Annotated in this window: 18 protein-coding genes; 12 read left to right on the top strand and 6 right to left on the bottom strand. The window is 65.6% G+C overall.

Annotated features, from left to right (window positions below):
- The first annotated feature begins 225 nt into the window (after positions 1–225).
- Complete coding sequence (locus FAZ97_RS15145; protein ID WP_158759301.1) at positions 226–471, top strand: DUF2964 family protein; 246 nt, start codon at positions 226–228, stop codon at positions 469–471.
- A 30-nt stretch (positions 472–501) separates the two neighbouring features.
- Here the strand turns inward: FAZ97_RS15145 and FAZ97_RS15140 are convergent, their stop codons facing one another.
- Both FAZ97_RS15140 and FAZ97_RS15135 read right to left on the bottom strand, forming a co-directional pair.
- The gene (locus FAZ97_RS15140; RefSeq protein WP_158759300.1) at positions 502–1,110 is read right to left on the bottom strand and encodes a hypothetical protein; all 609 of its coding nucleotides are present in this window, start codon (positions 1,108–1,110) and stop codon (positions 502–504) included.
- Between the two features lie 61 nt (positions 1,111–1,171).
- Complete coding sequence (locus FAZ97_RS15135; protein WP_158759299.1) at positions 1,172–1,570, bottom strand: hypothetical protein; 399 nt, start codon at positions 1,568–1,570, stop codon at positions 1,172–1,174.
- An 806-nt stretch (positions 1,571–2,376) separates the two neighbouring features.
- Here FAZ97_RS15135 and FAZ97_RS15130 point away from each other — a divergent pair.
- Positions 2,377–2,781 (top strand): helix-turn-helix domain-containing protein, encoded by a 405-nt coding sequence (locus FAZ97_RS15130; RefSeq protein WP_028202557.1) that lies wholly within the window; start codon positions 2,377–2,379, stop codon positions 2,779–2,781.
- A gap of 44 nt (positions 2,782–2,825) precedes the next feature.
- Here the strand turns inward: FAZ97_RS15130 and FAZ97_RS15125 are convergent, their stop codons facing one another.
- Positions 2,826–4,451 (bottom strand): diguanylate cyclase, encoded by a 1,626-nt coding sequence (locus tag FAZ97_RS15125; RefSeq protein ID WP_158759298.1) that lies wholly within the window; start codon positions 4,449–4,451, stop codon positions 2,826–2,828.
- 161 nt (positions 4,452–4,612) lie between these two features.
- Between FAZ97_RS15125 and FAZ97_RS15120 the strand changes: the two genes are divergently transcribed.
- Complete coding sequence (locus tag FAZ97_RS15120; protein ID WP_158759297.1) at positions 4,613–6,202, top strand: inorganic phosphate transporter; 1,590 nt, start codon at positions 4,613–4,615, stop codon at positions 6,200–6,202.
- Between the two features lie 81 nt (positions 6,203–6,283).
- On the opposite strand, the gene ppk2 is transcribed toward FAZ97_RS15120, so the two are convergent.
- The 3 genes from ppk2 to FAZ97_RS15105 form a co-directional block, all read right to left on the bottom strand.
- Positions 6,284–7,213 (bottom strand): polyphosphate kinase 2, encoded by a 930-nt coding sequence (ppk2, locus tag FAZ97_RS15115; RefSeq protein WP_233271843.1) that lies wholly within the window; start codon positions 7,211–7,213, stop codon positions 6,284–6,286.
- Between the two features lie 110 nt (positions 7,214–7,323).
- The gene (locus FAZ97_RS15110; protein WP_158759295.1) at positions 7,324–7,704 is read right to left on the bottom strand and encodes a VOC family protein; all 381 of its coding nucleotides are present in this window, start codon (positions 7,702–7,704) and stop codon (positions 7,324–7,326) included.
- A gap of 64 nt (positions 7,705–7,768) precedes the next feature.
- On the bottom strand, positions 7,769–8,575 hold the full coding sequence (locus FAZ97_RS15105; protein WP_158760936.1) for a FadR/GntR family transcriptional regulator: 807 nt from the start codon (positions 8,573–8,575) through the stop codon (positions 7,769–7,771).
- Between the two features lie 222 nt (positions 8,576–8,797).
- Here FAZ97_RS15105 and FAZ97_RS15100 point away from each other — a divergent pair, with 222 nt between their 5' ends.
- The 9 genes from FAZ97_RS15100 to FAZ97_RS15060 all read left to right on the top strand — a co-directional run bounded on the left by FAZ97_RS15100 (position 8,798) and on the right by FAZ97_RS15060 (position 21,373).
- Positions 8,798–9,589, top strand: coding sequence for a (Fe-S)-binding protein (locus FAZ97_RS15100; protein ID WP_158759294.1), 792 nt, complete (start codon positions 8,798–8,800; stop codon positions 9,587–9,589).
- 11 nt (positions 9,590–9,600) lie between these two features.
- Positions 9,601–10,320, top strand: coding sequence for a LutC/YkgG family protein (locus tag FAZ97_RS15095; RefSeq protein WP_158760935.1), 720 nt, complete (start codon positions 9,601–9,603; stop codon positions 10,318–10,320).
- Complete coding sequence (locus FAZ97_RS15090; RefSeq protein ID WP_158759293.1) at positions 10,317–11,783, top strand: LutB/LldF family L-lactate oxidation iron-sulfur protein; 1,467 nt, start codon at positions 10,317–10,319, stop codon at positions 11,781–11,783. The genes FAZ97_RS15095 and FAZ97_RS15090 overlap by 4 nt, the downstream gene beginning before the upstream one ends.
- Before the next feature lie 92 nt (positions 11,784–11,875).
- Positions 11,876–13,585 carry a lactate permease LctP family transporter gene (locus FAZ97_RS15085; protein WP_158759292.1) on the top strand — a complete coding sequence of 570 codons (1,710 nt, stop codon included), beginning with the start codon at positions 11,876–11,878 and terminating at the stop codon, positions 13,583–13,585.
- A gap of 199 nt (positions 13,586–13,784) precedes the next feature.
- On the top strand, positions 13,785–14,258 hold the full coding sequence (locus tag FAZ97_RS15080; protein WP_233271760.1) for a carboxypeptidase regulatory-like domain-containing protein: 474 nt from the start codon (positions 13,785–13,787) through the stop codon (positions 14,256–14,258).
- A gap of 666 nt (positions 14,259–14,924) precedes the next feature.
- Positions 14,925–16,427 carry an efflux transporter outer membrane subunit gene (locus FAZ97_RS15075; RefSeq protein WP_158759291.1) on the top strand — a complete coding sequence of 501 codons (1,503 nt, stop codon included), beginning with the start codon at positions 14,925–14,927 and terminating at the stop codon, positions 16,425–16,427.
- Between the two features lie 14 nt (positions 16,428–16,441).
- Positions 16,442–17,509 (top strand): HlyD family secretion protein, encoded by a 1,068-nt coding sequence (locus tag FAZ97_RS15070; protein WP_158759290.1) that lies wholly within the window; start codon positions 16,442–16,444, stop codon positions 17,507–17,509.
- Positions 17,509–20,244, top strand: a complete 2,736-nt coding sequence (gene rbbA / locus FAZ97_RS15065; protein WP_158759289.1) for a ribosome-associated ATPase/putative transporter RbbA — start codon at positions 17,509–17,511, stop codon at positions 20,242–20,244. Before FAZ97_RS15070 ends, rbbA begins: the two co-directional genes overlap by 1 nt.
- A 1-nt stretch (position 20,245) precedes the next feature.
- Positions 20,246–21,373 (top strand): ABC transporter permease, encoded by a 1,128-nt coding sequence (locus tag FAZ97_RS15060; RefSeq protein ID WP_158759288.1) that lies wholly within the window; start codon positions 20,246–20,248, stop codon positions 21,371–21,373.
- Positions 21,374–21,459 lie beyond the last annotated feature (86 nt).

The raw sequence follows: 21,459 nt of genomic DNA, 5'->3' as shown, positions 1-21,459 counted from the left end.
ACCGCGAATCGAACTATCAAATCGACCCGACGGCTCCATCATCGCGAGCGAAAATTAAGACAAACTTAAACGCGCGCAAAAAACGATCGGGTATTCCGGCGCGATAGCGCGCAGGCAAATGAAAGAACGCGTAATAATGGGCTGGCTATACTTCTTGAACTGGTCAGGGCCGCTCAATCAAGCGCGCCCGCATGACCGACTTCTACCTTACCCGGAAGAGCCGCCATGTTTGATCGACTGCATCGATTTATGGAAGGCGCAGGTCCCGAGCGGCGCCATCGCGTCTGGAGCAAGATGCGCATTTTCGTGGCGGCAATGGGCACGCTCGGCTCTGCCGCCGGCATCGCCATCGCGGTGGTCGGCCTCCTCAACTTCGACCACCAGAAGGTGATTACCGGCGTGGCCGTCATCATCGTCTGCACGGCGATCTACGTCACGATCCTCGTGCGCGACCGCAATCGCGTGGACTAGCGCCTGGCACGCCGCCCACGCGTCATTGCCTCACTGCAACTTCTGACCGTCGCGCGTGACCTGCACCGCCGTCGCGCTCACGTAGTCGGCGCGAATGCTGTCGCCCACCTTGATCGATTCGAGCGGCACGTCCGGCGGCGCGACGACCACGACCGTGCGGGTGGGTCCGCGCAACGCGACCTTGCGGCTCTTGCGGTCGATCTTCTCCACGGTCGCAACCACCTGAACGCTATGCGCCGTAGCCGCCACGCCACCGGAAGCCGGCGTTGTCGCGACCGTATCGACGCGCGAGCGGATGCCCCTCGTCGCCACCTTTTCGGCGCGCAGCAGCAACGCCTCCTTGTAGACGATATTCACGTGATCGCCGGGCTTGAGCTTGCTCACGTCGCCGATGGTCGGATCGACCGCGACCGTCACGAGGTTGCGCCGCGCGCCGCGCAGCGTGACCGAATTGGTGGCCGCGTCGATGCTCACGACCGTGGCCGTGGTCTGAACCTCGCCGATCTGCAACTGTGCGCCGGGTGCGCTTTCAGGCGCAGCATCGGACGCCGTCTGCGCACGTAGTGGCGCCGACACGCCGAGGGCAAGCACGAGAAGCGCGCTGAGCAGCGGCGCGGAACAACGATAGCGCGTGGACATGGGGCAACTCCTTCTGTGGATCGTCAATGGCAAGAGAACGACAGCGCAGCGCTTGCGCGCATCACGCGCCGTTCATGCAGGTTTCTTCGGCGGCACAGCGCAGATAATGGGCATACACGCGCTCGCGTTCCTCGTTCGCGAGCTGCCGTTTTTCGGCAAGCCGCAGCATCCGATGCCGGTCCGCACCGAGCGTCGCGTAGTAACGCTCGGCATGCAGGCGCTTGAAGCGCGTGTAGAAGTCCGGCCCGGGCAGGCCGGAATCGGTCGAGAGCAGCGACGCGTAGTCGGCCTCGCGCGGCTCGCACAACGCAGCCGCGGCAGCCTCGAGCTTTGCGTAACGCTCGCGCAACGGTACGTCGCCCGCGAACAGGGCGTGAAACGCGCCATACGGCACGAGCGAGCGGCGACTCGCAGCGCGGCGCAACAAACGACCTACCTTTTCATCAAGTTCTTTATTCATCTGCAGCGGCCAGAAAGCGGGCCGCCGCCCATGCCGCGCGTCGTTTGACGACAAGCGCGGATGCATTTGGCAGCCCGACAGGATTCAGGGACCCGTTTCGCTACGCGATACGCCGCGCGCAAATCCGGCATTCTGCATTCGTTCATTCGAATCCAATCCGCATTGCAATCGATTCGAAATGTTTGCGAAAAACATTCTGCACAAAAATTTCAAATCACTCCCTGAAATTGCCCCGTCATCGCCACTTATGCAGGGGGGCGGTGACTTTTACCGGGCAGCAGCCAGAAACGCTAACAAACATCCATAGGTGCTACTACCGCGATTTAATCCATATTGAATAGAGTCGATCCGGCGAAATATCCACTGAACGGTGAATTAATCATACAAAACGGCGTACAGCGTTGCTTTTCAATGATTGATCAAATAAGTCAGGTTATCTGGCTGCAATGAGAGCAAACTTCGCATTGCGGGATCAATGCGAAATGGCAGCCTCTATTGTTGACCAACGCGAACCGGTTGTTTTTTCCCATTAGTTCAGGATTATCCACAAGTCAAGCAGACTATTTTTCCGCTGGCTATACACATTCCCTACAAAAACAATTATTAATATCCGCTGCGGAACACCGAGGCGTTTCGCAACAAGCGCCCTTCACCGGGCGTCGATTTCGCCGTCCGTCATGGCTCTCGCGTCACCGCACCGGCGCCTGGGTCCATGGCAAGCGACAAGACCCGCTTGCAGGAAGGGTTACAGGAGCGGCACATCCGCAATGCCGCGTGTCCGGAATCTTTCGTCGACGAGTGAACACATGCTTACCCGAACCGAGAACCTGCCGAGCGTCGCGAGAAGAATGGCCGCCGGCCAGATGTTGATGGAAGGCGCGACCGTGAATAGCGTCGCCGACTCACTCCACCTCTCCGCCCAGACGGTGAGGCGCTACAAGTCCATCGTCGAGGACGGCGGACTCGCCGCGCTCCAGCAGATGAGCGTGGGCGGCCGCCCTTCGGTGCTCGATCAGGCCGCGCTAGGCTGGATCGCGAGCGCCCTGCACGGCTCCGCTCGAGAGCACGGCTTTGCGAGCGATGCGTGGACCAACAGCCGCGTGCGCGAGTTGATCGGCCGCCAGTTCGGCGTGCATTATTCGCGCGTCTACACCTGGCAGATCGTCTCGAACCTCGGCCTCGGCCACCGGCTGTCGAAATCCGCGCGCTGAGCGGCATGGAGGGCGTCGCGCGCCGCGCGAGACGGCGGCGCGCCTCAGCCCCGGGTTGCGGGCGCATCGCGGCCTCGGGTTCCGGCTTCGGAATCCACCAGCGGCTGCGCCCCCTCTCCCGTCCATGGCTGCGACCGGACCTGATTGCGGCCGGCTTCCTTGGCCTCGTACAGCAGGCGGTCGGCGGCGGCCAGCAGCTTGACGCCGCTGCCGCCCTGCGGCGGATTGCAACTCGCACACCCCGCGCTCACCGTCACGCACCCATGGTGCGTACCACTTAGCGTGAGATTGGCCGATTCGATGCGTTTGCGGATCTTCTCCGCGACGCGCGTTGCGGCGTCGAGCGGCGTGTCCGGCAGCACCACGGCGAACTCTTCGCCGCCAAAGCGCGCGGCGAGGTCGGTTGCGCGTCGCGTTCCCGAAGCAATGCGCGCGGCCACGAAGGCCAGCACCTCGTCGCCGGCGGCGTGCCCGTAGGTGTCGTTGAAGAGCTTGAAGTGGTCGATATCGAAAAACAGCACGGAAAGCGGCGTGCCTTCGCGCACTGCGTGATGCCATTCCGCCGCGAGACGGCTGTCGAGCGCGCGGCGATTCGCAAGCCCCGTGAGCGGATCGGTCACAGCCAGGCGCAGGAGTTCGCCCTCGGCCACCACCTTGTCGCGCAGAGCGAACGCGAGCATCCATGACACCGCGACCCACGCGCCGCCGAACACCGTGGTCACGACCAGCGCGATATAGCTGCGCCGCCGCCAGCCAGCGAGCACGTCATCCATGGCGGGCGCCACGACGACGATGAATGGCGAGTTGTCCACGTGAGCAAACGTGTAGATGCGCTCCACGCCGTCGAGCGAGGACCGCAGCGTATAGCTGCCGGCGGCGCGGCGGGAAAAGATCGCGAAATTCGGCAGGTCAGCATAGTTCGCCGTGATGCCGCGCAGCGTCGGCGGCTGGCTCGCGAGCAGCGTGCCGTCGCGCATCAAGATGAAGAGGTGGCTGCCCTTCCCCAGATCGATGCGCTCCACAAGGTGCTGAAAGTAGTCCAGACGCACGCCGAGCAGCGCGACGCCAGCGAACGTGCCGTCGGGGGCATTGATGCGGCGCGAGAGGCCGATGGCGAGCACGCCGCCGCGCAGGCGCGAATGGTACGGCTTCGAAAAGATGAGGCCCGCTTGCGGGTCGCGCTGCTGCGCGATGAAGTAATCGCGGTCGGCCAACGAAACGCTGGCTTCCGCAGCGGTCAAGGCGTTGCTGCGCGCGGCTTTTACATGCCCTGTGGCGTCGATCACATAAGCGCCGCCGAGCCTCGACGCCGTCGTCGCGCGGTCGAACAGCACGCGCTGGCGCAGCGCCTCGGGCAGATCCCAGGTTTGCGGCTGCTGCGCGGCCATGACCACGGCCTGCAGCGACAGGTCGTAAATTTCGACGTTGCGGGCAATGTCGTTGCTGATGAGCTGTACGAGGTTGCGCGAGTTCTCCTCGGCGTGGCGCAGCTCTTCGGCGCGGCCCTCGTAGAGCGCCGCGTAGGTCAGGATCGCCATGACCGTGGCGATGAGCGTGCCGGATAGCCCCGCGAAAAAGGGATAGTTACCGATCAGGCGTGTCGCCGCCGTCGCCCGCGCGGCGACCCAGCGGCGCGCCAGGAGACGCAGCGAAAGAACCCGTTTTGGCATCAGCGCAATCCTCTTACCGATGGCACGCGTGGATAGGGCGCCGATTTATCGGACATGCATCGGGCATCGCTGGCACAAAACCGTCATCAAACGGACACCTGGGCGGTTCAGGATCGAAGGCGAAACCTCTGCCCACTCCCACCCCCAGGAGCCCGCCTGCCATGCCAGAATTTTCCCTGTCACCGCAACCGGGCGCCGCCCCCGCGCGCGGGCGCAATGTCAGCCTGCTCGCGTTCCTCATCGTCATCGCCATCGGCGCCGTGTACGTGGGGATGCATCTCGCCGACGACCTCTCGCCGGTGCGCGAAAGCTCGGCGATGCCCTGGATCCTGCTCGGTATCGCGCTCCTCATCGCGCTCGGCTTCGAGTTCGTGAACGGCTTCCACGATACCGCGAATGCGGTCGCAACCGTCATCTATACGCACTCGCTTTCGCCCAATATCGCCGTGATATGGTCGGGCGCCTGGAATTTTCTCGGCGTGCTCACCTCCACCGGCGCGGTGGCCTTCGGCATCCTGCAACTGCTGCCTGTCGAGCTGATCCTGCAGGTGGGCAGCAGCGCGGGCTTCGCCATGGTGTTCGCGCTGCTCATTGCCGCGATCATCTGGAATCTCGGCACGTGGTACTTCGGCCTGCCTTCGTCGAGCTCGCATACGCTGATCGGCTCGATCATCGGCGTGGGTCTCATGAACCAGCTCATGCACGGCGCAAATGGCACGAGCGGCGTGGACTGGAGCCAGGCGCTCGGCGTGGGCAAGTCGCTGCTCTTTTCGCCGATCGTCGGCTTTTTGCTGGCGGGTCTCCTGCTGCTCATCCTCAAGGCCGTCGTGCGCGTGCCCGAGCTCTACTCGGAGCCGAAGGGCAAGGAGCCACCGCCGTTCTGGATCCGCTCGCTGCTCATTCTCACCTGCACGGGCGTGTCGTTCGCGCACGGCTCCAACGATGGCCAGAAGGGCATGGGCCTCATCATGCTGATCCTGATCGGCACGGTGCCCACCGCCTACGCGCTGAACCGCGCCGTGACGGCCGAGCAGACGCAGACGTTCATCGCCGTCGCGCACGACGCCACGCGCGCGCTCGAGCGCTACACGAACGGCGTGGCCGCGCCCGCCGAGCCGCGTGCCGAAGTGGAGCGCTTCATCGGCAGCCGCACGATGTCGAGCACGACCGTGCCCGCGGTCGCTGCGCTGTCGAATCAGGTGGCCGAACAGGTGCGCGGCTTCGGCTCGCTCGCGGCGGTGCCGCAATCGGTTGTCGATAACGTGCGCAACAACATGTACGTGGTTTCCGAAGCGATCCGCCTGCTCGACAAGCAGAAGGCCGTGGCCTTCTCAGCCGACGACGCGAAGACCATCAACAATTTCCGCAGCCAGATCGACCATGCGACGAAATTCATCCCGACGTGGGTGAAAGTGGCCGTGGCGATCGCACTGGGTCTCGGCACGATGGTGGGCTGGAAGCGCATCGTGGTGACGGTGGGCGAGCGCATCGGCAAGCAGCATCTGAGTTACGGCCAGGGCGGCTGCGCAGAAGTCGTGGCAATGGTGACGATCGGCGCGGCGGATGTATACGGCCTGCCGGTCTCGACCACGCACGTGCTCTCCTCGGGCGTGGCGGGCACGATGGCCGCGAACGGCTCTGGCCTGCAATGGAACACCGTGCGCAGCCTCGTGATGGCGTGGGTGCTCACGCTGCCCGCTTCGATCGTGCTGGCGGGGGTGCTTTATTGGGTGTTCAGACACGTGTTCTGAGGACGAGCGGGCAAGAAAAAGCCGCGCTCCCCTCGAAGGGGAGCGCGGCTTTTTGCTGGGTACTGCGGTCGAAGCAACCCGTCAATAAATCTCCGGAATGATGATTTCCTGCGGCACCGGCTGGCGGATGTAATCCGGATGATGCACGCGCGCCGGCAGCGTGACTTGCGGATGCTCGATCTCGTGATACGGCACCTGGCTCAGCAAGTGATGGATGCAGTTCAGGCGCGCGCGTTTCTTGTCCACGCCCTGCACCACCCACCAAGGCGCCTCGGGGATATGCGAGCGCTGCAGCATCACCTCTTTCACGTGCGTATAGGCCTCCCAGCGGCGGCGGCTTTCGAGGTCCATTGGCGAAAGCTTCCACTGCTTGAGCGGATCGTCGATACGGCTCTGGAAGCGCACTTCCTGTTCGTCGTCGGTGATCGAGAACCAGTACTTGACGATCTGGATGCCGCTCCTCACGAGCATCTTTTCGAACTCGGGCACCGAGCGGAAAAATTCTTCGTACTCGTCGTCGGAGCAGAAGTTCATCACGCGCTCCACGCCCGCGCGGTTGTACCAGCTGCGGTCGAACAGCACCATCTCGCCGCCCGCCGGCAAATGCTGCACGTAGCGCTGGAAATACCACTGTGTGCGCTCGCGGTTGTTCGGCGCGGGCAGCGCGGCCACGCGGCACATGCGCGGATTCAGGCGCTGCGTGATGCGCTTGATGACGCCGCCCTTGCCGGCTGCGTCACGCCCTTCGAAGATCACGACGAGCCGGTGCCCCGAGCTCACGATCCAGTCCTGCAGCTTGACGAGTTCGCCCTGCAGGCGGATCAGCTCGCGGAAATAGACGCGGCGCAGCGCGCGGGCCTCATCGCTGATCTGCAGGCCGCTTTCCTGCAGCCGGTCGTCGACCTCCATTTCGAGCTCTTCGTCGTAGGCGTCGATGAGCTCCTCATCCAGACGCCGGCGGCGATGCCGTTCGGCTTCCTGCTGCTGCGCATCCTGTTGTTCGGCGTCCATCGTGCGGTCGAATTCATTCATGGCGACTCTCTCCTTGGTCGATATGCTGGCAACTCGCGCCACTATCGGCGCAGCGAGTGTCACGAATATTTCAAATGCATTGCGCCGGCTCAGACGAGCGGCCTGGCGAAGCTCAACTCGTGGCCGTCCGGGTCGACGAGATGGAAATAGCGCTCGCCCCACGGCGCGTCGCGCGGCGCGAATTCGGGCTTCGCGCCGGCCGCGAGTGCGTGGGCGTAGAAGGCGTCCACGTCGGCGACGTAGAGGATCACGCGGCCCCAGCCGTTCACCGCGCCGTGCGGCCCCTCCAGCAGGTTCAGATAGCAGACGCCCGCCGCAGCGCCCAGCTCGAACGACGCGAAGCCCGGTATGGCGGGCCCGGCTCTCTGCACGAAGCCGAGCGCTTCGTAAAACGGCACCGACCGCGCGATATCGTTGACGGTCAGCGTCACGGCGCTCAATGCCACGATTTGCGCGGCGCTCTCGTTCATCGGCTCCTCCTGCTTTTGTGCCTATGCACTGCGTGCGATCCCGGATTGAGGCCCGTCGCCCCGATCAACCGACTTTAGCAGCGTTCGTGCGCCGGGCGCGGGTCACTGGCTTTTGCTCTACGCCGCCCGGCGCCTTGCGAGTGGCCTTGCGCGCCGCCACGGCGCGCCGCGTATCGTCACTGGTTGGACCACTTTCCGGCCAGCCGATCTCGTCGCCCACCCGCGTGCGCACGAAGTCGATATGCGTCTGCATCGCCGTGCGCGCCTCCTCGGGACGCCGCGCGACGATCGCCTCGCAAAGCGTTCGATGCTGCAGCAGCAGCTGATCCGGCGCGTCCTCGTTCTGCACGCGCAGCCCCGTGCCGTTGATCGTGATGTGCTCGCGCAGCACGCCCAGCACGCTCGTGTGCAGATGCAGGAACATCGCGTTATGCGATGCCTGCGCGATCACTTCATGCAGCTTCGCGTCGGTGTCGGCTTCCGCGGCCTTGTCGTCCACTTCGCGCGTGCGCTCCAGCTCCTGCATCAGCGCGCGAATGCGCGCGAGGTCCTCGTCGCTCGCGCGCAGGGCTGCGAAATAAGCGGTCGCGCCTTCCAGCACGCGGCGAAATTCGAGAATGTCTTCGCGCAAGGCAGGATGATCGGCCACGAGTTGCCCCCAAGGCGACGCAAAGCCCGTACGCAGCTGATCGGTGACGAACACGCCCGCTCCCGGCCTGCTTTGCACGAGGCCGCGTGCGGCCAGGCGCTGGAGCGCCTCGCGCACCGTGTTGCGCGCCACGTCGTACTCCAGCGCGAGCACGCGCTCGGAAGGCAGCTTCGCCCCCGCGCGCCAGGTGCCGTCGAGCAGCGATGTCTCCATGCGGCGCATCACGGTTTCCACGCGCCCGCGCGTACCTCCCCTGTCCCTCATTGCCACCCCCGCGCCATCCTGCGTCTCGTTGTCGTTTGCGGCGAGTGGTCCAACCAGTTTGAAGACCTCGCCCGAAGTGGGAATTATGCGCCCAAACCAGCGCTTTTCTTCACCCCCCCCCCCGGCCAACCGGGCTCGCGGGGGCCGATCGCAAAAGCGCGCAAAGACACCGAGCGAGACATGAAGCCACGGCAATACCCCACCGAGCGCCCCACCGACGTCTATCTGTTCGCCACCTGCCTCGTCGACCTGTTCGTGCCGCAAGCCGGTCTCGATGCGGTCAAGCTGCTCGAACGCGAGGGCCTCACGGTCCATTTCCCGCGCAGCCAGAGTTGCTGCGGCCAACCCGCGTACAGCAGCGGCAACCCGCGCCAGGCGCGCGAGGTCGCGCTCGCGCAGCTTGGCCTGTTCGAAAAGCCGTGGCCCGTAATCGTGCCTTCGGGCTCTTGCGCGGGCATGATGCGCCACCACTGGCCCGCGCTGTTCGAGGACGACGCCGCGAACGCCGCGCGCGCCCACGAACTCTCGGAACGCGTGTACGAACTCACGGAATTCCTCGTGCGCGTGCTCAACGTCGATTTCCATGCGTATGGCGCCAAGGGTGCCGTCCGGCAGCCAGAAGAGCGCGTCGTGCTGCATACCTCATGCGGCGCGCGGCGCGAAATGGGCACGCGCGTGCATGGCGTCGAAGTCGTCGATGCGCTGCCGGGCGTCACGCGCATCGACCACGAGCGCGAATCGGAATGCTGCGGTTTTGGCGGCACGTTCTCGCTCAAGCACCCCGACATTTCCGGCGCGATGGTCGCCGACAAGATCGCCTCCGCCTGCGCCACGGGCTGCGAGCGCCTCGTTTCCGCCGACTGCGGGTGCCTCCTGAATATCGGCCACGCAGCGGCGCACAAGGGCGCGCCGCTCGCCGTGGAGCACCTGGCCTCGTTCCTCTGGCGCCGCACCGGCGGGGAGGCCGCATGAGCGTCGATTCGATGAGCGCGCGTGCGCGCATGCTGCAACGCCTGCGCGCCCATGCACCCGCCGCGCCCGCCACGACAGTCGATGCGCTCGATGCACGCATCGACGCGCATTTCGCCGAGCGCCGCGCGCACGCGCCGCTTGCGCTGAACGAACGCGTCGCGCAGTTCCAGCGCATGCTCGAGGCCGCGCACGCCGAAGTGATCTGCGCGAGCGCCGCCACGTGGGCAGCCGATCTTGCCACGCGCCTGGCAGCAGCGGGCGTGCGCTCCCTGCTGCTCGACACTGCAAGCGCCGAAGGGCAAGCGCTCACGGCAGCGCTTCCGGCAGCCGTGCAGGCGCGCAGCTATGCGCAGCCGATCGAGCAATGGAAGACCGAACTCTTCGACACCATCGACGCAGGCTTCACGGTCGCGCGCTCGGGCCTCGCGGCGACGGGGACGCTCGTGGTCGTGCCCGACGCGAACGCGCCGCGCACGGTCTCGCTCGTGCCGCCCCTGCACGTTGCGCTAATCCACGCGCGCACGTTGCACGCCGACCTGCACGCCGCTGTTGCGGCGGAACGCTGGCGCGGCGGCATGCCCACCAATCTCGTGATGATTTCGGGGCCTTCGAAGACCTCGGACATCCAGCAGACCACCGCGTATGGCGCCCACGGCCCGCGCGCGCTGTGGGTCGTCGTCGTAACGGATGAGGATCGCGAAACGAGCGCGCCGCACGGAGCCGCCCAATGAGCACGACCACGCAGACACCGCAGGAAAATACGCTGCATTTCATCCCGACCGAGCAATTCCGAGAGCGCGCACGCACGGCGCTCGACGACCCGCAGTTGCGCAAGAGCTTTCGCGGCGCGATGGACTTCCTGCAAGGCAAGCGCGCCGCGCAGTTTCCCGAGGCGGACGAACTCGAAGCGCTCCGAGATCTCGGCGAAGCCGTGCGCCAGCACGCGCTCGCGCGCCTGCCGGAATTGCTCGAGCAACTGGAAACGAAGCTGCGCGCGAACGGCATTCAGGTGCATTGGGCCGAGACCGCCGACGAAGCCAACCGCATCGTCCACGCCATCGCGCAGAGGCGCGCGGCTACGCGCGTGATCAAGGGCAAGTCGATGGCGAGCGAGGAAATCGAGCTCAACCATTACCTCGCGGCGCGCGGGGTCGACTGCATCGAATCGGACATGGGCGAGTACATCGTGCAACTCGCGGGCGAAAAGCCCTCGCACATCGTCATGCCCGCGATCCACAAGACGAAGGGGGATATCGGGCACCTGTTCGAAGAACATATTCCCGATACGCCCTTTACGGAGGACGTGGACACGCTCGTTCAAACGGGCCGCCGCGCGCTGCGCCGTGCCTTCGTGGATGCGCAGATCGGCCTCTCCGGCGTGAACTTCGCCGCCGCCGACACGGGCACGCTCTGGCTCGTGGAAAACGAGGGCAACGGGCGCCTTTCCACCACGGTGCCCGACGTGCATATCGCGATCATGGGCATGGAAAAGGTGGTGGCGAAGCTCGAGCACATCGTGCCGCTTTCGAGCCTGCTCACGCGCTCGGCCACGGGCCAGCCCATCACGACGTATTTCAATCTGATCAGCAGCCCGCGCCGCGAAGGCGAGAAAGACGGCCCGCGCGAAGTGCATCTCGTGCTGCTCGACAACGGCCGCAGCCAGGCCTACGCCGACGAGCAATTGCGCGCCACGTTGCAATGCATTCGCTGCGGCGCATGCATGAACCATTGCCCGGTATACACGCGCATCGGCGGCCATGCGTATGGCACGACGTACCCGGGGCCGATCGGCAAGATCATTTCGCCGCATCTGCTCGGGCTCGACGCGACCGCCGAGTTGCCCACGGCCTCGAGCCTGTGCGGCGCATGCGGCGAAGTCTGCCCGGTGCGCATTCCGATTCCGCAACTGCTCGTGCGCTTGCGTACCGAAGCGAACCGCGCCCCCGAGGAAAACGTTGCGCACCCGCTGCGCGGCCAGGGCGCGAATCACAGCAGAAGCGAGCAATTCATCTGGCGCTTCTGGAGCGGCGCATTCGCACATCCGCGCGCGTATCGCGCGCTGCGCTGGGCCGTGACGCGCCTGCGGGGCCTCGCTCCCATACAGCAGATGGGCTGGACGCAGCATCGCACGCCGCTCAAGCCCGCGCCGCGCAGCCTGCACGATTTGCTGCGCGAACGCGATCAGCCGCAATAGCGTGCGTGTCGTCAGGCATGCGAAATAACTCGCAAATGCATCCCTGACGAAGCTACATAAATTTTCTACCCGCATCATCGGAGGAGACCGTAGTGCAACCCTGGTATCAGATCTACACACCGCTTGGCAGTTTGTGGCTATCCGCGCTCGTCGCCGCCATTCCCATTCTGTTCTTCTTCGTCGCGCTCGCGGGCCTGCGCATGAAGGGCCATGTCGCCGCCGCGATTACCCTGCTGCTCGCGCTCGCCGTGGCGATCTTCGAGTACGGCATGCCCGTGCGCCAGGCGCTCGTTTCCGCGGGCTTCGGCTTTGCCTATGGCATCTGGCCGATCGCGTGGATCATCGTCACCGCGGTGTTCCTCTACAAGATCGTCGTGAAGACGGGGCAATTCGAAATCATCCGCGCCTCGGTGCTCTCGATCACCGACGACCAGCGCCTCCAACTGCTGCTGATCGGCTTCTCGTTCGGCGCGTTCCTCGAAGGCGCGGCGGGCTTCGGCGCGCCGGTGGCGATCACCTCGGCGCTGCTCGTCGGCCTCGGCTTCGAGCCGCTCTACGCCGCCGGTCTGTGCCTCATCGCCAATACCGCGCCGGTCGCGTTCGGCGCGATGGGCATCCCCATCATTGTCGCGGGCCAGGTCACGGGCATCGATCCGTTCCTGATCGGCGCGATGGCCGGCCGCCAGTTGCCGCTGCTCTCGCTCTTCGTGCCGTTCTGGCTCGTCTTCATCATGGACGGCAAGCGCGGCGTGAAGGAAACGTGGCCCGCCGCACTCGTGGCCGGCGGCAGCTTTGCAGTGACGCAGTACTTCACGTCGAACCACATCGGGCCTGAACTGCCGGACATCACCTCGGCGCTCGTGAGCCTCGTTGCGCTCGCCGCGTTCCTCAACGTGTGGCAGCCGCGCCGGGCTATGCAAGGCACGAGCGTGAAGGTGAGCGGCGGTGCAGCGGCGCTGGGCGGCTTCGGCGGCGGCGCAGGGGGCTCGCGCGCGGCCGCTTCGAGCCGCAAGGCATCGCCATACAGCATCGCGCAAACCGTGCGCGCCTGGTCGCCGTTCATTCTGCTCACGGCCATCGTGACCGTGTGGAGCGTCAAGCCGTTCAAGGCGCTGTTCGCCGCGAAGGGTCCGCTCGCGGGCACGATTCTGAGCCTGCACGTGCCGGGTCTCGATCAGCTCGTCGTGCGCACGGCGCCGATCGTCGCCTCGCCCAAGCCCTATGAGGCCGTATTCAAGCTCGACTGGCTCTCCGCTGTCGGCACCGCGATCATGATCACGGCCATCCTCTCCGCGATCCTGCTGCGCATGAAGCCGCGCGCCGCCGTGGCCGCGTTCTGCGAGACGCTCGGCGAACTCCGCCGCCCCGTGCTTTCCATCGGCCTCGTGCTCGCCTTCGCGTTCGTCGCGAACTACTCGGGCATGTCGTCCACGCTTGCCCTCGCGCTTGCGGGAACCGGCGCCGCGTTCCCGTTCTTCTCGCCGTTCCTCGGCTGGCTCGGCGTGTTTCTCACGGGCTCCGATACCTCGTCGAACGCGCTGTTCTGCTCGCTGCAGCACACCACGGCGCATCAGATCAACGTGTCGGACACGCTGCTCGTCGCGGCCAACACCTCGGGCGGCGTGAGCGGCAAGATGATCTCGCCGCAATCGATCGCGGTGGCTTGCGCCGCAACGGGTCTTGTCGGCAAGGAGTCGTCGCTGTTTCGCTTCACCGTGCGTCACAGCCTGTTCTTCGCGGCCGTGGTGGGTGTGGTGACGCTGATTCAGGCTTATGTGCTGACGGGCATGATTCCGCAGTGACGACGTAATCGCCGCCGCAGCGCGCTAATGAAGGGACGAAGGCCGTTTTCCGCCGTGCGCGGGCAGCGGCCTTCTTTGCGTCCTGGCCCAAAAAGCACTGGTTTTAAGCGGCTTTTAAGCCGGCCTGCCTACGCTCGATTCGTCCAGCATGCGCAATACGCATGCCGGTCATCCGGTCAACGAATCGATGGAGGTGGAAATGAAAACACGCTCAACTCCGTGGATCGGCGCGGCGCTCACGCTCGCTGTGGCGTTCGGCGCGCCGGGTGCATGGGCGGCAACGCTGGCAGCAGGCAATGCTGACGTCTCAGCCGCAATGAACGCTCCGCTGCCGCCCGCCCAGCACAAAGGCGACATTGCTTATCTCTCCGGCGGCATCGGCAGCGACCAGTCGGCGGCGTTCAAGTCGGCCATGCATCGCTATCCGCTCTCGCTCGAATTTGCGCGGCAATCGGCCGGCGGCAACGAGTATCTCGCGGACGTACCGGTGAAAATCGCCGACACGCACGGCACGCCGCTCCTCTCCACGCGCACGCGCGGCCCGTTCATGCTCGTTTCAATACCGGACGGCCGCTATGTGATCACCGCGAGCCACGGCGGCAACACGGAGCGGCGTACGGTGGACATCGGCAATACGACACGGGCTCACGAAACCTTCGTCTGGCCGATGTGACGCTCGCGTTGTGTATTCGCATGACGGTTGTGTTGCGTCCGCAACCGTCATGCGAGGTCTGAGGCGGCGCACCTCGCCGTCACGAGTTTGATGGTTGTGCCAGGATCGCAGGCAGATGGGGCTTGGCAATAGCGCTGCGCGATATCCAGCGCAAGCGGCCCGGAATCGATGCGCACCGCATCACGCGGTACGCATTTCGCCCGCCAGACGCGAACCTGAGATGACTTCGACGCACGCTTCGTTCAGCACCCCCGCCCGTTTTCCGTGCACAGCCTGCGCGCGCAAGCTCGCTGCGCCGCGCGCGCACTTCAGCCCGATCCACCACATCAGGTGCCCAACTGCGGCCACACGCCGCGCTGCCTCGCCACACTCCCGCGCGGCGCGCCTCGACCCGCATCAGACATCCCGCACTTTGCGGGCCAAGGGCGTCACTGCGCCGCAGCCCCTGGCACTTGTCGCGCGCAATTGCGTCACACATATCGCTGAGCCGGCCCGCAGCCGCCCTGCTTCGCGCAGCGCGTGCTGACGGCTCGCGTCCGCTCGCGGCCTCATCGCGGATTTTTTAGCGCTATCGGTATCGCGCCCGCACGCCGCACGTACCGCGCGGAACGCCCGTCGTTCCGGCCACCGTTTTTACATCACGCCCGCCAAGAGGAGAGCTCTGCCATGATTCGCCGCCCTGACTTCGCCGCCTTCGCCGCGCGTCGGCTGCCTCTGGCGGTGCTCGTCGCAACGTTGGCCGGCTGCGTTTCGCTCGCGCCGCCCTTCGAACAACCGCCGCTGCCCGTACCCGCCACATTCCCCGACGCGTATGGCAACCCCACCACCGGCGGCGAACATGCAGCCAGCGCCGCCTTGATGGGCTGGAAGGACTATTTCACCGACCCCACGCTGCAAACACTCATTGGCGAGGCGCTCGACTACAACCGCGACTTGCGGCTCGCGATCCAGCGCGTGGAAGAAGCGCGTGCGATGTACGGCATTCGCCGCGCCGACCAGTTTCCGACCATCGGCGTCTCCGCCGATCTTGCCCGCGCGCGTGTACCTGCCGACCTCTCCGGCATTGGCCGTCCTGTGACGGGCAACCAGTTTCAGGTGGGCGTGGGCCTCGCAAGCTGGGAACTGGACTTCTGGGGCCGCGTGGCGAACCTCAAGGAAGCGGCCCTGCAGAACTATCTCGCGAGCGACGCCGCGCGCCAGGCTGTCACGCTCACGGTGATCGAGCAGGTCGCCAACAGCTATCTGAGCCTGCGCGAACTCGACGAGCGCATCATGCTCATGAACGAGACCATCGCGACCCGCGAGAAGTCCTACCGCATTTTCAAGCGCCGCTACGAAGAGGGCTCGACGTCGAAGCTCGATCTCAAGCAGGTCGAAACATTGTGGCGCCAGGCCGTCGCACTCGGCGCGCAGCTCCAGCAGCAGCGCGCCACGCGCGTGAATGCGTTGCAGGTACTGGTAGGTAAGCCGGTCGAGCTGCCGCACGAGGACATCAAGCTCGACGACAGCGCTGTTGTAGCCGACCTGCCCGCGGGGCTGCCCTCCGACCTGCTGGTGAACCGCCCCGACATCGTGGGGGCCGAATTCCAGCTTCGCGCGGCCAACGCCAACATCGGCGCGGCGCGCGCCGAGTTCTTCCCGAAGATCACGTTGACGGGCTCGCTCGGCACCGCCAGCGTGCAGCTCGACGATTTGTTCACGGGCCCGAGCCGCGCGTGGAGCTTCGGGCCGAGCGTTTCGCTGCCCATCTTCGACATGGGTCGACGCGAGGCCAATCTCGACGTAACGAAAGCACAGCGCGACCAGGCGGTGACGTCATATGAAATCGCCGTGCAATCGGCGTTTCGCGACGTGGCCGATGCCATCGCCGCGCGCCAGTGGCTGGCCGAGCAAGTCGATGCGCTACGCGCGACGGAAAAGGCGCAGGCCGAACGCGCCCGCCTCGCGCAAATGCGCTACGACCACGGCGCCTCGCCATTCCTTGAAGTGCTCGACGCACAGCGCGACTTGCTCGCCGCGCAGCAACAGCTCGTGGAAACCCGTCGCGCGCTGCTCTCCAGCCGCGTTGCGCTCTATTCGGCGTTAGGCGGCAGCGGCTTCACGAACGATGTCGCCACGCCCGGCACGACACACGCCACGCCCGCCAGCGGCGAGCAAAACCCATCTTGATCGAGGTTCCCGTCATGCAGATTTCAGCCCGCAAACTGATCCCCGCCGTCATCGTGATCGCGCTCGCGGTGGGCGGCTATTTCGGCTGGCGCATGTTTTCGGATCGCGGTCCGGGCGCCGGCTTCGTGAGCGGCAACGGCCGCATCGAGGCAACCGAGATCGACGTCTCCACCAAGCTCGCGGGCCGCGTGCGCGACGTGCTCGTGCGCGATGGCGACTTTGTCGCTGCGGGCCAGGTGCTCGCGCACATGCAGATCGACACGTTGCAGGCGCAACGAAGCGAAGCGGTCGCGCAGCATCAGCAGGCCGTCAACAACGAGGCGAGCGCCAAGGCGCAGGTGGCGCTGCGCGAGAGCGATCAACGGGCCGCCGAAGCCGGCGTCACGCAACGCGAAAGCGAACTCGATGCGGCGCGCCGTCGCCTCGCCCGCTCCGAAAAGCTCTCGAAGGAAGGCGCCTCGTCGATGCAGGAACTCGACGACGACCGCGCTCGCGTGAAGAGCGCCCAGGCGGCGGTTGCCGCCGCGAAGGCCCAGGTCACGGCGGCCGCGGCGGCCGTGACCGCCGCGCGCGCACAGCAAACGGGCGCGGCTTCGGCCATCGCAGCCGCGCAGGCGACCATCGACCGCGTTCAGGCCGATATCGCCGACAGCGACCTCGTGGCCCCGCGCGCCGGGCGCGTGCAGTTTCGCGTGGCGCAGCCTGGCGAAGTGCTCGGCGCGGGCGGACGCGTGCTCAACATGGTCGACCTCGCCGATGTCTACATGACGTTTTTCCTGCCCACCAATGCGGCGGGCCGCGTGGCGCTCGGCCAGGACGTGCACATCATCCTCGACGCCGCGCCGCAATACGTGATTCCCGCGCGCATCACGTTCGTCTCGTCCACTGCGCAATTCACGCCCAAGACCGTCGAAACGCAAAGCGAGCGCGAAAAGCTCATGTTCCGCGTAAAAGCGCAGATCGACCCCGAACTGTTGCAACAGCATCTCAAGTATGTGAAGACCGGCCTGCCTGGCGTGGCGTGGGTCAAGCTCGACGCTAACGCAGACTGGCCCGCCAACCTCCAGGTCCGGGTGCCCTGATGAGCGAGCCGGTCGTTCGCATCGAACACGTCAGCCTGCGCTACGGCAAGACCGTCGCGCTGCGCGACGTCACGCAAGCGGTGCCTGCGGGCCTCATGGTCGGCCTCATCGGCCCGGACGGCGTGGGCAAGTCGAGCCTGCTCTCGCTCGTGGCCGGCGCGCGCGCCGTGCAGGAAGGCACGGTGTGGGTGCTAGGCGGCGACATGGCGAGCAAGCCGCACCGCGACGCAGTTTGCCCGCGCATCGCTTATATGCCGCAAGGGCTCGGCAAGAATCTCTACCCCACGCTCTCGGTCGAGGAGAACCTGCAGTTCTTCGGGCGCCTGTTCGGCCACGACGACGACGAGCGCCGCCGCCGCATCGACGCGCTCACGCGCAGCACCGGCCTCGATCCGTTTCTCGCGCGGCCCGCGGGAAAGCTCTCGGGCGGCATGAAGCAGAAGCTCGGCCTGTGCTGCGCGCTGATCCACGACCCCGACCTGCTGATACTCGACGAGCCCACGACGGGCGTCGACCCGCTTGCGCGCGCCCAGTTCTGGGACCTCATCAACGGCATCCGCAAAGAGCGTCCTTCGATGAGCGTGATCGTCGCCACCGCGTACATGGATGAAGCGCAAGGCTTCGACTGGCTGATCGCGATGGACGACGGCGCGATTCTCGCGACCGGCACGCCCGCCGAACTGCTTGCGCGCACAACGACAGATTCGCTCGAAGAAGCCTTCATCGCGCTTTTGCCCGAGGCGAAAAAGCGCGGCCACGAGCCCGTGCGGATCGTGCCGCTCGAAGCCGACGAGCAGGCGGAAATCGCCATCGAAGCGAAGGACCTGACGATGCGCTTCGGCGACTTCGTCGCGGTGGATCATGTCAGCTTTCGCATTCGGCGCGGCGAGATATTCGGTTTTCTCGGCTCCAACGGCTGCGGCAAATCCACCACCATGAAGATGCTCACGGGCCTGCTGCCCGCGAGCGAAGGCAACGCCTGGCTATTCGGTCACAAGGTGGACCCACGCGACCTCGATACACGCCGCCGCGTCGGCTACATGTCGCAAGCGTTTTCGCTCTACAGCGAACTCACGGTGCGGCAAAACCTCGTGCTGCATGCGCGGCTCTTTCATGTGCCCGAGGCGCAGATCGAGGCGCGTGTGAACGAAATGGTCGAACGCTTCGATCTCGCCCAGGCGCTCGACACGCTGCCCGAGAGCCTGCCGCTAGGCGTGCGCCAACGGCTTTCGCTCGCGGTGGCGATGGTGCACAAGCCCGAACTGCTGATCCTCGACGAACCGACTTCAGGCGTCGACCCCGTGGCGCGCGACAACTTCTGGCGCCTGCTCATCGCGCTCGCACGTGAAGATCACGTCACGATCTTCATCTCCACGCACTTCATGAACGAGGCCGGGCGCTGCGACCGCATCTCGCTCATGCATGCGGGGCGCGTGCTCGTGAGCGATACGCCGGAAGCGATCACGCAGATACGCGGCGCGGCGACGCTCGAGGAAGCATTCATCGCCTATCTTGTCGATGCGGGTGCGGGCACCGAAGCCAGCGCGGCCGGCGAGCTGGCCGCGCTCGGCGAAAGCCCCGAAGCGCATGGCGAACAAGCTCGGCAACGCGGCTTCAGCTTCCAGCGCGCGTACAGCTATATGTGGCGCGAAGCGCTGGAACTGCGGCGCGACCCCGTGCGCGCCACGCTCGCACTGGCCGGCTCGCTGCTGCTGCTCTTCGTGATGGGCTTCGGCATCAGCATGGATGTGGAGGACCTGCGCTTCGCGGTTCTCGATCACGACCAGACAACGCTCTCGCAGAACTACGAACTGAATCTGGCGGGCTCGCGCTACTTCGTCGAGCGTCCGCCCATTGCCAGCTACGCGGAGATGGACCAGCGGCTGCGCAGCGGCGAACTCGCCGTCGCGCTGGAAATTCCGCCCGGCTTTGCACGCGACGTGGCGCGCGGCCGGCCCGTTCAGATCGGCGTATGGATAGACGGCGCCAATCCCCAACGCGCGGAAACCGTGCGCGGCTACGTGCTGGGCATGCACCAGGGGTGGCTGCTGCAACAGGCGTCGCAGCGGCTTGGCACAACGGTACAAGCCCCCGTCACGGTGCAAACGCGCTTTCGCTACAACCCCGACGTGCGCAGCCTGCCCGCCATGGTGCCCGCGGTGATCCCGGTGCTGCTGCTCATGATGCCCGCCATGCTCACCGCGCTCGCCGTGGTGCGCGAAAAAGAGCTGGGCTCGATCATCAACCTGTACGTCACACCGGTCACGCGGCTCGAATTCCTGCTCGGCAAGCAGGCGCCCTATGTGGTGCTCGCGCTGCTCAATTTCCTGCTGATGACGCTGCTCGCCACCACACTCTTCGGCGTGCCGGTCAAAGGCAGCTTTCTTACGCTACTCGGCGCCGCCGTTCTCTACAGCCTGTGCGCGACTGCCATTGGCCTGCTGGCCTCCACGTTCACGAAAAGCCAGATCGCCGCGCTCTTCTTCACGATGATCGGCACGATGGTGCCTTCGGTGCAGTTCGCCGGACTCATTACACCGGTTTCGTCGCTGGAAGGCGCGGGGCGAGTGATCGGCCAGATCTATCCGGCAAGCCATATGCTCACGATCAGCCGGGGCGTGTTCAATAAAGCGCTCGATTTCGGCGACCTGTGGCCGTCGTTCTGGCCGCTCGCCCTTGCCACGCCCATTGTGATCGGCGTGACCGTCGCGCTGCTCAAGAAGCAGGAGACCTGACATGGGCCGCCATCTCGCCAACATCTATCGCCTCGGCGTGAAGGAGTTGTGGAGCCTTGCGCGCGATCCCATGCTGCTGCTCCTGATCGTATTCTCGTTCACGGCGATGATCTATTCCTCGGCCACGTCGCGGCCCGAATCGCTGCATATGGCGCCCATCGCGGTGATCGACCACGACGTCTCGCCGCTCTCGCAGCGCATCATCGAGGCGTTTTTCCCGCCGCACTTCCTCGTGCCGAAGCACGTCACGCCCGCCGAGGCCGACGCAGGGATGGACGCGGGCCGCTACACCTTCGTGCTCGACATCCCACCCAACCTGCAGCGCGACGTGCTCGCGGGCCGCGCCGCCGAGGTCCAGCTGAACGTGGACGCCACGCGCATGAGCCAGGCGTTCACCGGCAGCAGCTACATTCAGCAGATGATCGGCGACGAGGCGAGCACGTTCGCCAACCGCTATCGCGCGTCGGCCGAATCGCCGGTCGATCTGGCGGTACGCATGCGCTTCAACCAGAATCTGACGCAGGCGTGGTTCGGCTCGCTCATGGAGATCATCAACAACGTGACGATGCTCTCCATCATCCTCACGGGCGCGGCGCTCATCCGCGAGCGCGAGCACGGCACCATCGAGCATCTGCTCGTCATGCCCGTCACACCCACGGAGATCATGCTCGCCAAAGTCTGGTCGATGGGGCTCGTGGTGCTCGTGGCGGCGGCGCTCTCGCTCACCCTCATCGTGCGAGGTGCGCTGCACGTGCCCATTGAAGGATCGGTTGCGCTCTTTCTCGCGGGCGCGGCGCTGCACCTGTTCGCCACGACATCGATGGGTATTTTCATGGCCACGCTCGCGCGCAGCATGCCGCAGTTCGGCATGCTGCTCGTGCTGGTGCTGCTGCCGCTGCAGATGCTCTCGGGCGGCAGCACGCCGCGCGAGTCCATGCCGCAATTCGTGCAGGACATCATGCTCGTCGCGCCCACCACGCACTTCGTGGAACTCGGTCAAGCCATCCTCTTTCGCGGCGCGGGCATCGGCGTGGTGTGGCAGCCGTTCCTGTGGCTCGCCGTCATCGGCAGCGTGCTGTTCGCGTTCTCGCTCATACGCTTTCGCAAGACCCTCAGCCAGATGGCCTGATGCGCGCCACGCCACGTGCGCGTGCTCTCCGCCGGCGCATTCATGCCATATGAATGAACTCCGTCCCCGTTTGCGGCTATGATCGT

The sequence above is a fragment of the Paraburkholderia acidiphila genome (genome assembly GCF_009789655.1).
In the GTDB taxonomy this organism is placed as follows: domain Bacteria; phylum Pseudomonadota; class Gammaproteobacteria; order Burkholderiales; family Burkholderiaceae; genus Paraburkholderia; species Paraburkholderia acidiphila.
The sequence above is the reverse complement of the archived record's forward strand: the minus strand, read 5'-3'. Positions and strand labels throughout refer to the sequence as shown.